The organism is Geodermatophilaceae bacterium NBWT11 (genome assembly GCA_014218215.1).
In the GTDB taxonomy this organism is placed as follows: domain Bacteria; phylum Actinomycetota; class Actinomycetes; order Mycobacteriales; family Geodermatophilaceae; genus Klenkia.
Map to the genome: position 1 here is coordinate 3,495,850 of CP043652.1, position 13,792 is coordinate 3,509,641.

A 13,792-nucleotide genomic window follows, 5' to 3' on the forward strand; every position below is an offset into this window, starting at 1 on the left:
TAGCGTCCCCGGGCATGACGCAGCTGCACGAGCTGACCGCGCTGGAGCAGGCCGCGGCCGTCCGGTCGGGGCAGACCAGCCCCACCGAGCTGGTCGACCACCACCTGGCCCGCATCCAGGCCCTCGATGCCGGGATCGGCGCGTTCGTCACGGTGACCCCCGAGCGGGCCCGGGCCGCCGCGACCGCCGCCGAGCGCCGTCTCGCCGAGGGCGGCGAGCTGCCCCCGCTGCTCGGGGTGCCGACGGCGATCAAGGACCTCAACCTCACCGCCGGGGTGCGCACCACCTTCGGGTCGGCCGCGATGGCCGACCACGTGCCCACCGTCGACGACCACGTCGTGACCGCGCTGGCCGCCGCCGGGACGATCAGCCTGGGCAAGACCAACACCCCCGAGTTCGGCTTCCCCTGCTACACCGACAACGACGTCGTCGGACCCACCCGGTGCCCCTGGGACACCACCCGGCTGGCCGGTGGGTCCAGCGGGGGAGCGGCCGCCGCCGTGGCGGCGGGGATGCTGCCCTTCGCCCAGGGCTCGGACGGCGGGGGCTCCATCCGCATCCCGGCCGGCATCAACGGCCTGGTCGGGATCAAGACCGCCCGCGGCCGGGTGAGCAGCGCCCCGCTGGGTGCCGAGATCACCGGCCTGGGGGTGCAGGGCCCGCTGGCCCGCACCGTGCGCGACGCCGCCGCGATGCTCGACGCGATGGCCGGCCCGGTGGCCGGCGACCCGACCTGGGCGCCGCCGCTGCCGCCGGGGGAGACCTTCCTGGCCGCAGCGGAGCGCCCCGTCGGCCGGCTGCGGGTCGGCCGGTACCGGGACTCGGGGATGCCCGGCGCCGAGCTGTCCCCGGAGGTGTCCACCGCCTTCGACGAGGCCTCGGCGCTGCTGGAGTCCCTCGGCCACGACGTCGTCGACCTGCCGGCAGCACCGCTGACCGAGCAGGTGCTGGCGGCCTTCGAGACCACCTGGTCCCTGGGTGGGGCCACCCTGCCGGTCACCCAGGAGCAGGTGCCGCTGCTGCGCCCGCTGACCCGGTACCTGCGCGACCGGGGCCTGGCGCTCAGCGCGGCGCAGGCGATGGACGCGCTGTTCACCCTGCGGGTGTTCAGCCGCCGCTTCGTCCAGGCCACCGCGGCCTTCGACGTCCTGCTCGCCCCGATCTGCACCGACACCCCCCGGCCGCTCGGGTGGTTCGACCACGACGGGGACGGCGCCGCCGACTTCGAGCGGCAGAAGCAGTACGCGGCGTTCCCGGCCGTCTACAACGTGACCGGCCAGCCCGCGGTGAGCGTCCCGCTGCACTGGACCCCCGACGGCCTGCCCATCGGCACCATGCTCGTGGGTCGACCCGCGGACGAGGTCACGCTGATCGCGCTGGCCGCGCAGCTGGAGGAGGCCCTGCCCTGGGCGCACCGGCACCCCCCGGGCTGGTGAGCCGCCCGGTGGTGGCCCCGGTAGATTGCGCGGCGTGACCGTGGTCGAGACCCTGCTCGTCTTCGTCGTGGCACCGCTGGCGTTCTTCGCCGTGGTGGCCGCGCTCGTGATGCTCCCCGCCCTGAAGAACCGGGACCGGTACAAGCCCGGCAAGCCCTGGGGCCACGGCCCGGTCTGGTACGAGCCGCACCGGCCCGGTGCGGCCGCGCACGACGAGCACGACGACCACGCCTCCATCACCCCCGGCGCCCGCGCGTCGGCCCTGGCCATCGGCCAGGCGCCGCACGCACCGGCCGCCGTCCCCACCGTGGCGCGCACCGCGTCCGGTGGCGCCCGCGGGACCTGGTGACCCGAGCGTGAGCACCCCCACCCGTCCCTGCGTCACCGCCTCCGGAGGCACCGCCTGATGGCCACCGAGCTCGCCGGCACCCACGAGCCGATCGTCGACGACCAGGAGTCCCCGGACGCCGGGGCGCCGCCGTTCACCCCGGCGGAGCTGCTCCGCCTCGACGAGGCGCTGACCATGTCCTCCCGGGAGACCGGGCTGCGCTTCACCCTGTTCCTCGGGGAGCTCCCCGCCGACACCCGGGCCGGCGCCGAGGACCTGCACGCCCGCTCCGGCGGCGACACGGCGAGCTCCGTGCTCATCGCGATCTCCCCGGACCAGCGGGTCATGGAGGTCGTCACCGGCGCCGCTGCCGCCCGCCGCCTCCCCGACCGGGCCTGCGCCCTCGCGGTGCTGTCGATGACCACGTCCTTCGGCTCCGGTGACCTCGTCGGTGGCATCGTCAACGGCCTGCGCCAGCTCTCCGACCAGGCCGGCCACCCCGCCGCCCACCGCTCCCGCCACTGACGACGACCTGACGAGGAGAGCCCTCCTCGTCAGCCCCGAACGCGAGAAGCGCCCTTCCCGTCAGGACTCCTGACAGGAAGGGCGCTCTTCGTCGTCTCAGGCCCGGGTGCGCCCGGCCTCGGCGTCTCGCTGCTGGGCGTGCAGGGCGCGGGCGACGCCGTCGCGGCCCTCGCTGACCAGCCGCCGCAGCGGGGCCGGGTGCGAGGGGTCGGCCAGCCAGGCGTCGGCCGCCTCGACGGTGGCCGGGGAGACCTGCTTCGGGAACAGGTACTCCACCGCGTTCTTCGCGATCTCGCCCGGACGGCGGTCCCACAGCGGGGCGATGTCGGCGAAGTACCGCTGCACGTAGGGCTCGGTCAGCGCGCGCTGGGCCGGGTGCCAGAAGCCGGCCACCATCGCCTCGTGGATCGAGTTCGCGATCGACTCGTCGGTGAACGCGCGCCGCCACGTGTCGGCCTTGGACTCCGCGGTCGGGCGCAGGGCCCGGGCGGTGGCGGTGCGGCGCGCACCCGTGGCGGTGGCGTCCCGGGCTGCCTCGGCGTCGATCTCGGCGTCCCCGGCCGCGCCGACGGCGACCAGCCCGTGCAGGAACGCCCAGCGGGCGTCGGCGTCGACCTCGAGCCCCGGCACCTCCTGCGAACCGTCCAGCAGCCCGCGCAGCAGGCCGATCTGCTCCTCGGTGCGGGCCGAGGAGGCCAGCGTGCGCGACCACTGCAGCTGGGCGTCGGAGCCCGGCTCGGCCGCGTGCAGGGCGGTGACGGACTTCTCGCCCAGGGCCGCCCAGCCCTCGTCGGCCCAGGCCGGGTCGGCGTAGTTCGACAGCGCTGCCTGCACCCGGGCCAGCAACGACTGGACGACGGAGTTCTCGCTCTCGGCGTCCACCCCGGCCAGCACGAGGGCGACCCAGTCGCGGGCGGGCAGTTCGCCGTCCCGGGTGGTGTCCCAGGCCGCCGACCAGCACAGCGCACGAGCCAGCGGGTCCGACAGCGCGCCGATGCCGGTGCGCAGGGTGGCCAGCGACCGCTCGTCCAGGCGCAGCTTGGCGTAGGTGAGGTCGTCGTCGTTGACCAGCACCAGGTCCGCGGCCGGGTGGCCGACCAGCTGGTCGACCACGGTGCGGGCACCGGAGACGTCGAGCTCGACCCGGTGTGTGCGGGTCAGCCCCTCCGCCCCTGAGGAGTAGAGCCCGACGGCCAGCCGGTGGTCGCGCAGCACCGGGTGCTCGCGCACCGCGGTCTGCTCGATGGCGAAGGACGAGTAGCGGCCCTCGTCGTCGGTCTCGAACACCGGGCGCAGGGTGTTGACCTGGCTGGTCTGCAGCCACTGCTGGGCCCAGGCGGACAGGTCCCGGCCGGTGGCCTCCGACAGCGGGCCGAGCAGGTCGGCCAGCGTGGTGTTGCCGAAGGCGTGGGCCTTGAAGTACTGGCGCACCCCGGCCAGGAACGCGTCCTGCCCGACGTAGGCGACCAGCTGCTTGAGCACCGAGGCGCCCTTGGCGTAGGTGATCCCGTCGAAGTTCACCTCGACGGCGGCCACGTCGACCATGTCGGCGGCGATGGGGTGGGTCGAGGGGAGCTGGTCCTGGGCGTAGGCCCAGGACTTCTCGGTGTTGGCGAACGTCGTCCAGGCGGTCGTGTACTCGGTCGCCTCGGCCTGGCAGAGCGTGGAGATGTAGGTGGCGAAGGACTCGTTGAGCCACAGGTCGTCCCACCACCGCATGGTCACCAGGTCGCCGAACCACATGTGGGCCAGCTCGTGCAGGATCGTCTCGGCGCGGCGCTCGTAGCGGGCCCGGCTGGTGCGCGACCGGAAGACGTAGTCCTCCAGGAACGTGACCGCCCCGGCGTTCTCCATCGCCCCGGCGTTGAACTCCGGCACGAAGAGCTGGTCGTACTTGTCGAACGGGTATGGGTAGTCGAACACCCGGTGGTAGAAGTCGAACCCCTGCTTGGTGACCTCGAAGATCGCGTCCGGGTCGAGGTGCTGGGCCAGCGAGGCGCGGCAGTACAGCGCCAGGGGCAGGCCCTCGTGGGAGTCGGTGACCTTGGCGTACGGGCCGGCGATCAGCGCGACCAGGTACGTCGAGATGGGCTCGGTGGGCTCGAAGTGCACCAGCTGGGAGCCGCCGGTGCCGGCCTCGATCGTGCGCCCGCCGGTGTTGGAGACGACCTGCCAGTCGAAGGGCGCGGTCACGTGCACCGTGAACGGGGCCTTGAGGTCGGGCTGGTCGAAGCAGGCGAAGACCCGCTTGGCCTCGGCCGGCTCGAAGTGGGAGTAGAGGTAGACCGCGTCGTCCTCGGGGTCGACGAAGCGGTGCAGGCCCTCCCCGGTGCGCGAGTACCGGCAGTCGGCGTCGACGACGAGCTCGTTCTCCGCGGCCAACCCGGGCAGCGGGAGGCCGTGCTCCTCGGTGTAGGTGGAGACGTCCAGCGCGGTGCCGTTCAGCGTGGCCGAGTGCAGGCGCTCGGCGACCAGGTCGACGAAGGAGTCCGCTCCGGGGGTCGCGGCCGAGAAGCGCACCGTCGTCGTCGAGCGGAACACGTCCTCGCCGGCGTGCCCGGCGCCGTCGCTGACGTCCAGCTGCAGGTCGTAGGCGTGCACGGTGAGGAGCTGGGCGCGCGCGGCAGCGTCGTCGCGGGTCAGGTTGGGAACAGCCACCGGTGGAGCTTCCCACGTGGCCGGGACGGCGGGCGGGGCGACGGTTGTGCCGGGCCCCCCGCGGGGAATGCCGGGGGAGGCCGTCGGACTTGTCCGCGGCAGACCACCAGCACCACCGATCACGAGGAGACCGCATGTCCGAGGCCGTGCAGACCGCACCCACGAAGGCCCGGGTCGACGTCTGGGTGGACCCGCTGTGCCCCTGGGCCTGGCTGACCAGCCGCTGGGTCATCGAGGCGTCCACCGTCCGGGACATCGACGTGCACTGGCACGTGATGAGCCTGGCCGTGCTCAACGAGGGCAAGGACCTGCCCGAGGAGTACCAGCAGATGATGGCCGAGGCCTGGGGCCCCGTGCGGGTGCTGATCGCCGCCGCCCAGCAGCACGGCGACGAGGTGATCGGCGACCTGTACACCGCGATGGGCACGCTGCGGCACCAGGAGGGCGCCGAGCTCACCGACGTCATCGCCCCCGCCCTGGAGCGGGTCGGCCTCCCGGCCTCGCTGGCCGAGGCCGCCGACTCCACCGAGTACGACGAGGCGCTCAAGAAGAGCCACCACGAGGGCATGGACCCGGTCGGCGAGGAGGTCGGCACCCCCGTCCTGCACGTCGACGGCGTCGCCTTCTTCGGCCCCGTCATCAGCCGCGTGCCCACCGGTGAGGACGCCGGCAAGGCCCTCGACGGGGCGATCCTGCTGGCGAACCTGCCCGGCTTCTGGGAGCTCAAGCGCACCCGCACCGAGGGCCCGGACTTCTCCACGGTCCCGGCGTCGGCGCTGGAGATCACCCGCGCGCAGGCCTGAGGCCACCCGGGTGCGGCATCCTGACCGGGTGCCGCACCCGACCCGCCAGCGCATCCTCATCACCGGGGCCAGCTCCGGACTCGGCGAGGGCATGGCCCGCCGGTTCGCCGCCCTCGGCCGCGACCTGGCGCTGGTCGCCCGCCGCACCGACCGGCTCGACGCCCTCCGGGAGGAGCTGACCGCCGCCCACCCCGGCGTCACCGTCCTGACTGCCGCGCTGGACGTCGACGACCCGGCCGCGGTCGCCGAGGTCGTGCCCCGGCTGGCCGCCGAGCTCGGCGGCCTGGACCGCTTCATCGCCAACGCCGGGCTGGGCAAGGGCGTCCCGGTGGGCACCGGGGGAGCCGCACCCAACCGGGCGGTGCTCACCACCAACGTGCTCGGCACGCACGCCTGCTGCGAGGCCGCGGTCGCCCTCTTCCGGGCCCAGGGGCACGGCCACCTCGTGGTGGTCTCCTCGGTCGCCGGGGTGCGCGGCATGGGTGGCACCCGGACGGCGTACGCCACCTCCAAGGCCGCGGACGCCGTCCTCGCCGAGGGCATCCGGGCCGACCTGCTGTCCTCCCGGGCCACCCGCCGGATCCGGGTGACGACGATCCACCCCGGCTTCATCGAGACCGACATCAACACCGGACGACGGGGCCCGTTCACCGTCGACCTGGACACCGGGGTGGACGCGATGACCGCCGCCGTCGAGCGCGAGCCGGTGCGGGCCTACGTGCCGGAGTGGCCGTGGCGCCCGGTCGCGGCCCTGCTGCGCGCGCTGCCCCTCCCGGTGGCCGCGCGCCTCTCCTAGGGGAGGATCGCGGCATGCGCGTCTTCCTCGGCACCGACCACGCCGGACTCGAGCTCAAGGCCCACCTGCTGGAGGCGGTCGCCGCCGCCGGGTACGAGCCGGTCGACTGCGGGGCGTTCGACTTCGACCCCGAGGACGACTACCCGCCGTTCTGCATCGAGGTGGGCGAGCGGGTCGTGGTCGAGCCGGGCAGCCTCGGCGTCGTCATCGGCGGGTCGGGCAACGGCGAGCAGATCGCGGCCAACAAGGTCCCCGGCGTCCGCGCGGCACTGGTCTGGAACCGGTCCACCGCCGAGCTGGCCCGCCAGCACAACGACGCCAACGTGGTCGCCGTCGGCGGCCGGCAGCACAGCGTCGAGGAGGCCACCGAGCTGGTGCTGCTCTTCCTGGCCACCCCGTTCAGCGACGAGGAGCGGCACGTGCGCCGGATCGGCCTGGTCAGCGCCTACGAGCAGGAGCGCCACCACCCCGCGGGGGGCTGAGCCGTGACCGGGGACGACGTCCGCACCGCGGTCGACGAGGCCGCCGCCTTCCTGGCGATGGCACCGGACCCGTCGGCCCCGGTGCCGCTGGTCGACACCGACGTCGCCGGCGTCGTCTGGCACGTGGGGGAGACCCTGCACTGGTACGGCCACGACCTGCTGGTCGGCCGGGTGGACCTCACCGCCGGCCGGTACGAGCGCGACCCTGAAGCCGGCTACGGCCGGTTGATCACCGGACTGACCAGCTGGGGCGAGGTGCTCGCCCGGGTGCTGGACGGCGCCGACCCCGGCGAGCGCGGCTTCCACGGCTGGGGCTCACCCGACCCGGCCGGCTTCGCCGCGATGGCCTGCGCGGAGGTCCTGGTGCACACCGGGGACGTCGCCGAGGCGACCGACCGGTCGTTCGGGGTCCCGGCCGACCTGGCTGCCGCGACGCTCGCGCGGCTCTTCCCCGAGGCGCCGACCGACACCGACCCGTCCACCACGCTGCGCTGGGCGACCGGGCGGGCCGACCTGCCCGGCCGCCCGCGCCCGGCCACCTGGCGCTACCGGGTGGAGCCGCTCAGAACTCCGTGACGCACCAGGGCGCCACCGGCCAGGAGAACGACGTCGAGGCCAGCGTGACCGCCCCGGGGCTCACCTCGGTCACCCGGCCCGCGGCGTGCAGCGCGGCCAGCGACGTGCCGCCCAGGTAGGCCGCGCCCAGCTCCTCGACGCCCAGCACCAGGTCCGGGTCGCGGTCGGTGCGGCCGCAGTACCCACCCGCGGGGTGTCCCGACAGCCGCCAGCGGCCTTCGTTCCACGGGCAGAACGGGTCGCGCACCTCGATCACCAGGTCGATCGGCGCGGGGTAGCGGCGGGCAGCCAGCGCCCGGTCGACGTCGACCAGTCGCACCCACAGCCCGTCGAAGGGCCGGGAGGCCAACGGACGCGGGTCGACCAGCAGGTGCTGCACCGGCTCGCCGACCGGCCCGGCCTCGTAGGTCAGCCGGCGCACCAGGTCGTGGCCCAGCAGGAAGCGCCACAGCGCGGCGTGCGCGGTGGGGGTCGCCGACCGGACCTCCTGCACCGTCATCGTCCCGTCGGGCAGCCCGCCGTCGGTCCAGGTGCCCTTGAGCCGGTAGGTGGCGTACCCGGTCACGGTGCCGTCGGGCTCGGTGTGCAGGGCGAGCTGACGGGGGGTGGCGCCGTGCCGCTGCTCCTCGTCGTCGCGCAGGGTGCGGGTCCACCAGCGGTCGTCCCGGGCCATCGTCCCGGGCACCTCCCGGCGCACCCGGTCGTACAGCGCGACCGCCGCGGGACGGAACTCCTCGACGTCGACCAGGGTCACCCGACCCTCGCCAACCGGTGCGTCCGGGCGCAGCCGCAGTCGGGTCGGGTCGGCGCTCCAGCCGCCCTTGACGCTGGCCGGGGCGTACCCGAACCGGCCGTAGATGCCGGCCTCGGCCGCCCACAGCGCGGCGACGGGCTCCCGGCCGGCGGCGTGCACCTCGTCGAGCTGCCGGCGCATCACCGCGGTGAGCACGCCCTGCCGGCGGTGGGCGGGGGAGACGGTGACCCAGGTGATCCCGGCGGTGGGGACGGCGGCCCCGCCCGGCACGGTCATCTCCAGGCTGTAGACCCCGGCGGTGGCGTGCACCCGGCCGTCCTCGCCGAACAGGCCCAGCGAGCGGTCCAGCTCGGCCAGCGGGGTGGGGGTGTCCAGGTACGGGCCGGTGGACTGCTCGCCGAAGACGACGTCCATGGCCCGGCCGAAGCGGGGCCAGTCCTCGACGGTGGCGGGGCGGAGGTCAGCGGGGTCGATCACCGGTCAGGTGTACCCGGCGCGGGCGGGCCGCCGCGACCCGGTTTCCGCGGCACGGGACCGGCACCGGTGTCACCGGACGGTCACCTCGGCGGACCCGGTCGTGTCGGTGGTGGCCGCTAGGGTCGACCCGTCGTTGCTCTGCCGTTGGAAGAAGGTCCATGCGCTCCGCCGTCGTCCCCTCCGCCGCCCTCGCCGGGCTCCTGCTCCTGTCCGGCTGCACCGGGTCCTCCGGTGGGGGTGGTGGTGACGCCGCACCGGCCGAGCCGGTGACGGCGGCCCCTGACGCGGCCAGCACGCTGGTCGCCGACACCGACCCGGCGGCCTCCGCGGTCTCCACCAGCCGGGCGCTGTTCACCAGCTCCCCGGTGGTCGTGGTCGCCGGTGCCGACGACGAGGCCGGTCAGCTGCTGGGCGCCTCGGCCGCGGTCTCCCTGGGCGTCCCCCTGCTGCTGACCTCCGGCGGCGCCGACGACCCGGTGGCCGACGAGCTCGAGCGGCTCGGCGCCACCGACGTGCTCGCCGTGGACGCCGAGCTGCCGGCCACCGAGGGCCTCGACGTCGTCTCGGTCCCGGCCACCGCCGAGGCGGTCGCCGAGGCCACCGGGGTCGAGCTGGGCGCGGCCGACGAGGTCGCCGCCGACGGTGCGGTGGCCGCGGTCGCCGGCCTGGACGGCGACGCCCCCGTGGCGCTGGTGCCCGCCGACGGCTCGGCCGCCGAGGGGGAGTCCGAGGGCGGCGAGCTGCCCGAGGTGACCCGCGCCGAGCCCCTCGAGGGCGTGGTCGTGCTCGCCAGCGGGAGCGCCGAGTCCCTCGCCGGGGTCGCCACGGCCCGGGCCGCCGGCGCCACCGTCACCCTCACCGACGGCCAGACCGACCCGCGGGCCTCGGCCTCGGTCGTCGACTCCCTCGCCCAGGCCCAGCCCGACGCGGTAGTCGTCCTCGGCGCCGACTTCGCCGGCGTGGCCGGCCTGGACTGGAAGACCGCCACCGCGGCCTCGGGCACCCAGCTGCCCGGCGGTGGGCAGCTGCTGTTCCCCGAGCACTTCTTCGTCGCGCTCTACGGCTACCCCGACGGCGGCGCACTCGGCGTGCTCGGCGAGCAGCCGCTGGAGCAGTCGATCACCCGGGCCGAGGAGACCGCCGCCCAGTACGACGCCCTGGTGCCCGACCGCACCGTCGTCCCGATGTTCGAGATCATCGTGACCGTGGCCTCGGCCTCGGCGGGCCCGGACGGCAACTACTCCACCGAGGCCGACCTGGAGACCCTGCGGCCCTACGTGGAGGCGGCCGGCGCGGCCGGGCTCTACGTGGTGCTCGACCTGCAGCCCGGCCGCACGGACTTCCTCACCCAGGCCCAGCAGTACCAGTCGCTGCTGGAGCTGCCCTACGTCGGTCTCGCGCTGGACCCCGAGTGGCGGCTGCAGCCGAACCAGGTGCACCTGACCCAGATCGGCCAGGTCGGCATCGACGAGGTCAACCAGGTCGTCACCTGGCTGGCCGACCTGACCCGGGCCAACGCGCTGCCGCAGAAGCTGCTGGTGCTGCACCAGTTCCAGGTGCGGATGATCGTCGACCGCGAACGGCTGGACACCAGCCGCGACGAGCTGGCGATCATGGTGCACGTGGACGGCCAGGGCTCCCAGCCGGCCAAGCAGGACACCTGGAACGTGCTGCACCAGGACGCGCCGAGCCCGCTGTACTGGGGCTGGAAGAACTTCTACGACGAGGACGAGCCGATGCTCACCCCCGAGCAGACGATCGAGCAGGTCCTCCCCGTGCCGGAGCTCGTCACCTACCAGTGAACCGAGGGACGCCGTGACCGACCTGCTGGGCCCCACCACCGAGGACCGAGCCGACCTCGAGGCGAGGATGGCCACCCACCGCCCCGAGCTGACCGGGTACTGCTACCGGATGCTGGGCTCCTCCTTCGACGCCGAGGACGCCGTCCAGGACACGATGGTGCGGGCCTGGCGGTCGCTGGAAAAGCTGCAGGGTCCCGGTGCCCTGCGCTCGTGGCTGTACCGGATCGCCACCAACGTCTGCCTGGACGTCCTCGACGGGCGCAAGCGGCGGGCACTGCCGGTCGACCTCTCCGACGAGCCCTCGGCTCCGGTCGAGGCGTCGCTGGCGGGCACGCTGCCCGACGGTGCCTGGGTCGAGCCGGCGCTGACCGGCCAGGTCGTGGCCCTCGGGACCGACCCGGCCGAGGTCGCGGTGCAGCGGGACTCGGTGCGGCTGGCGTTCGTGGCAGCGCTGCAGGTGCTGCCCCCGCGCCAGCGCGCCGTCCTGGTGCTGCGCGAGGTGCTGCGCTGGAAGGCCGACGAGGTCGCCGACCTGCTCGACACCACGGTGCCGGCGGTCAACAGCGCACTGCAGCGGGCCCGGGCCACGCTGGCCGGGCACGACGGCAAGGCCCGCCCCGGCGAGGTGGACGCCGAGCAGGCCGAGCTGCTGGCGCGCTACGTCGACGCCTTCCAGCGGTACGACATGGAGGCCTTCGTCGCGCTGCTGCACGCCGACGCCGTGCAGGACATGCCGCCGTTCACCATGTGGCTGCGCTCGGCGCAGGACGTGGTGGCCTGGATGGTCGGGCCGGGCTCGGCCTGCCGCGGCTCGGTGCTCATGCCGGTGGAGCTCAACGGGTCGACCGCGTTCGCGCAGTGGAAGCCCAGCGGGCCGGGCGGGGCGTACGAGCCGTTCGCGTTCCAGGCCCTCGAGGTGCACGACGGGAAGATCAGCCGCATCACGTCGTTCCTGGACACCCGGCTCTTCGAGCTCTTCGGGCTGCCGCAGACCCCGCCGGCGGAGCTGCTGCCCCGCTGAGGGTGGGATGTGTGGAGCGGGTGACCGGGATCGAACCGGCATGGCCAGCTTGGAAGGCTGGGGCTCTACCATTGAGCTACACCCGCGAGGTGTCGTGCGTCCTGCTGCCCGGCCACAGTACCGGTAGCCCGAGGCGCCTAGACTCGCCCCGGCCACGGGGTGTGGCGCAGCTTGGTAGCGCACCTGCTTTGGGAGCAGGGGGCCGCAGGTTCAAATCCTGTCACCCCGACACCGTCACCGGGTCTCTGCGAGACTCGGGGGCATCCCGGCGTGTCCCGCCCCGTCGTCCTGCGACGGGCCGGCCACGCCGACCACCACCTGACGTCTGCACACCGAGGAGCGCTGCGCTGTGAAGAGCACCATCGAGAACCTGGGCCCGACCCGGGTCCGGCTCGCGATCGAGGTGCCGTGGGGCGACCTGGACCACGCCTTCGGCGAGGTCTACAAGGAGCTCGGCCGGCAGGTCAAGGTCCCCGGCTTCCGGCCGGGCAAGGTCCCCAACCGCATCCTCGACCAGCGGGTCGGCCGTCCCGTCGTCCTGGAGCAGGTCGTCCAGCACGCCGTCCCGGAGGTCTACTCCGAGGTCGTCCGGGAGAACCAGGTCCGGCCGCTGAGCCAGCCCGACGTCGAGGTCACCCGCATCGACGACGGCGACACCCTGGCCTTCACCGCCGAGGTCGACGTCGCCCCGCAGCTCGAGCTGCCGGAGCTGGACTCCCTGGCGGTGACCGTCGACGACGTCGAGGTCACCGACGAGGAGATCGACACCCAGGTCTCCACCATGCGGGAGCGCTTCGCGATGCTCACCGGCGTCGAGCGCGCCGCCGAGGACGGCGACTTCGTCTCCATCGACCTCGTCGCCACGCTGAACGGCGCGGAGCTCGAGGACGGCAGCACCAGCGGCATGTCCTACGAGGTCGGCACCGGCACCCTGATGGACGGCCTCGACGAGGCCGTGCGCGGGCTGTCCGCCGACGAGTCGGCCACCTTCACCTCCCCGCTGCTGTCCGGTGACAACGCCGGCGAGGCCGCCGAGGTCACCGTGACCGTGCGCTCGGTCAAGACCAAGGAGCTCCCCGAGCTCGACGACGAGTTCGCCTCCACGGCGAGTGAGTTCGACACCCTCGAGGAGCTGCGCGGCGACGTCCGCACCCGGCTCTCCCGGGTGAAGGTCCTGCAGCAGGGCAGCCAGGCCCGCGACAAGCTGGTCGAGCAGCTGCTGGAGACCATCGAGGTCCCCGTCCCGGACAAGCTCGTCGAGCGCGAGCTCGAGTGGCGCACCCGTGCCATGGAGCAGGAGCTCGCCCAGGCCGGCATGGACTGGGACGCCTACTTCTCCGCCGCCGGGGTCGACAGCCGCGAGGCCTACGACGCCGACATGAAGTCCAACGTGGAGAACGCCGTCCGCACCCAGTTCGTGCTGGACGCGATCGCCGACGCCCGTGAGGTCACCGTCGACAACGACGACCTGTCGGCGCAGATCATGGCCCAGGCCCAGCGCAACCGGGTCAGCCCCGAGCAGTACGCCCAGCAGCTCCAGCAGGGCAACAACATCGCCGACTTCGTCGCCGACGTGCGCCGCACCAAGGCGCTGGCCCAGCTGCTCGAGCAGACCACGATCACCGACGCCTCGGGCAACCCCGTCGACCTCGAGGCCCTGGCCCCGAAGACGGTCCAGGCTCCTGCTGTCGAGTCGGCCGAGGACGAGGACGCTGCGGAGTCCGTGGAGGAGACCCCGGTCGAGGCCGAGGCCCCCGCCGTCGACGAGGCCCCGGTCGAGGAGGCCCCGAAGGCGAAGAAGAAGGCCGCGCCGAAGAAGAAGGCGGCCGCTGCCGCCGAGGACGACGCGGAGGCCTGATCCCGAGGCCTGATCCACCCGCACGCACCGACGCCCGTCCCCCCGCACCGCGGAGGGGCGGGTGTCGTCGTCGGTGGGGGAGGGGTGAGGTCGCTGCGCCCTCGGCGAACACCGGCCGTCACGGGAGTGGGCCGTCGGACCTCCGCGTTAGGGTCGACGTGACACCGAGAAGGCACCCGGGTCCGGCTCCGGCCGGTGCCCGCGCCGTCCCCGGCGGACGACCAGCATCACCGCTCCACCCGAACCCAGACCGCCAGCACGCCAGTCCCACGGAGG

Annotated in this window: 12 protein-coding genes and 2 tRNA genes; 11 read left to right on the top strand and 3 right to left on the bottom strand. The window is 74.1% G+C overall.

The features are described from left to right. Nucleotides 1-14 precede the first annotated feature (14 nt). Genes F1C76_16960 through F1C76_16970 form a run of 3 tightly spaced genes read left to right on the top strand, consistent with a single transcriptional unit; the run spans nt 15 to nt 2,289 of the window. Nucleotides 15-1,436 (top strand): amidase, encoded by a 1,422-nt coding sequence (locus F1C76_16960; protein ID QNG38041.1) that lies wholly within the window; start codon nt 15-17, stop codon nt 1,434-1,436. Nucleotides 1,437-1,470: 34 nt separating this feature from the next. After that, nucleotides 1,471-1,785, top strand: coding sequence for a hypothetical protein (locus tag F1C76_16965; GenBank protein QNG38042.1), 315 nt, complete (start codon nt 1,471-1,473; stop codon nt 1,783-1,785). 57 nt (nt 1,786-1,842) lie between these two features. After that, a complete protein-coding gene (locus tag F1C76_16970; GenBank protein ID QNG38043.1) occupies nt 1,843-2,289 on the top strand; it encodes a DUF5130 family protein in 447 nt (148 codons plus the stop codon). Between the two features lie 96 nt (nt 2,290-2,385). Here the strand turns inward: F1C76_16970 and pepN are convergent, their stop codons facing one another. Continuing rightward, a complete protein-coding gene (gene pepN, locus F1C76_16975; protein ID QNG38044.1) occupies nt 2,386-4,947 on the bottom strand; it encodes an aminopeptidase N in 2,562 nt (853 codons plus the stop codon). A 134-nt stretch (nt 4,948-5,081) separates the two neighbouring features. Between pepN and F1C76_16980 the strand changes: the two genes are divergently transcribed. The 4 genes from F1C76_16980 to F1C76_16995 are packed head-to-tail and all read left to right on the top strand — an operon-like array spanning nt 5,082 to nt 7,604. After that, entirely contained in the window at nt 5,082-5,750 is a 669-nt protein-coding gene (locus F1C76_16980) for a DsbA family protein (GenBank protein QNG38045.1), read from the top strand. A gap of 28 nt (nt 5,751-5,778) precedes the next feature. Next, entirely contained in the window at nt 5,779-6,546 is a 768-nt protein-coding gene (locus tag F1C76_16985; GenBank protein QNG38046.1) for an SDR family oxidoreductase, read from the top strand. Between the two features lie 14 nt (nt 6,547-6,560). After that, nucleotides 6,561-7,028 carry a ribose-5-phosphate isomerase gene (locus tag F1C76_16990; GenBank protein QNG38047.1) on the top strand — a complete coding sequence of 156 codons (468 nt, stop codon included), beginning with the start codon at nt 6,561-6,563 and terminating at the stop codon, nt 7,026-7,028. Between the two features lie 3 nt (nt 7,029-7,031). Next, on the top strand, nt 7,032-7,604 hold the full coding sequence (locus tag F1C76_16995) for a hypothetical protein (GenBank protein ID QNG38048.1): 573 nt from the start codon (nt 7,032-7,034) through the stop codon (nt 7,602-7,604). Here the strand turns inward: F1C76_16995 and F1C76_17000 are convergent. Further along, entirely contained in the window at nt 7,591-8,835 is a 1,245-nt protein-coding gene (locus F1C76_17000; protein ID QNG38049.1) for a GNAT family N-acetyltransferase, read from the bottom strand. The genes F1C76_16995 and F1C76_17000 overlap by 14 nt on opposite strands. Before the next feature lie 158 nt (nt 8,836-8,993). Here F1C76_17000 and F1C76_17005 point away from each other — a divergent pair, with 158 nt between their 5' ends. Both F1C76_17005 and F1C76_17010 read left to right on the top strand, forming a co-directional pair. Continuing rightward, nucleotides 8,994-10,637, top strand: coding sequence for a hypothetical protein (locus F1C76_17005; protein QNG38050.1), 1,644 nt, complete (start codon nt 8,994-8,996; stop codon nt 10,635-10,637). Between the two features lie 67 nt (nt 10,638-10,704). After that, nucleotides 10,705-11,658 (top strand): sigma-70 family RNA polymerase sigma factor, encoded by a 954-nt coding sequence (locus tag F1C76_17010; GenBank protein QNG39328.1) that lies wholly within the window; start codon nt 10,705-10,707, stop codon nt 11,656-11,658. Nucleotides 11,659-11,670: 12 nt separating this feature from the next. On the opposite strand, the gene F1C76_17015 is transcribed toward F1C76_17010, so the two are convergent. Further along, nucleotides 11,671-11,744, bottom strand: a tRNA-Gly gene (locus F1C76_17015). A 69-nt stretch (nt 11,745-11,813) separates the two neighbouring features. On the opposite strand from F1C76_17015, the gene F1C76_17020 reads away from it, so the two are divergent. Next, a tRNA-Pro gene (locus F1C76_17020) sits at nt 11,814-11,887 on the top strand. Between the two features lie 120 nt (nt 11,888-12,007). After that, nucleotides 12,008-13,516 carry a trigger factor gene (locus tag F1C76_17025; GenBank protein ID QNG38051.1) on the top strand — a complete coding sequence of 503 codons (1,509 nt, stop codon included), beginning with the start codon at nt 12,008-12,010 and terminating at the stop codon, nt 13,514-13,516. Nucleotides 13,517-13,792 lie beyond the last annotated feature (276 nt).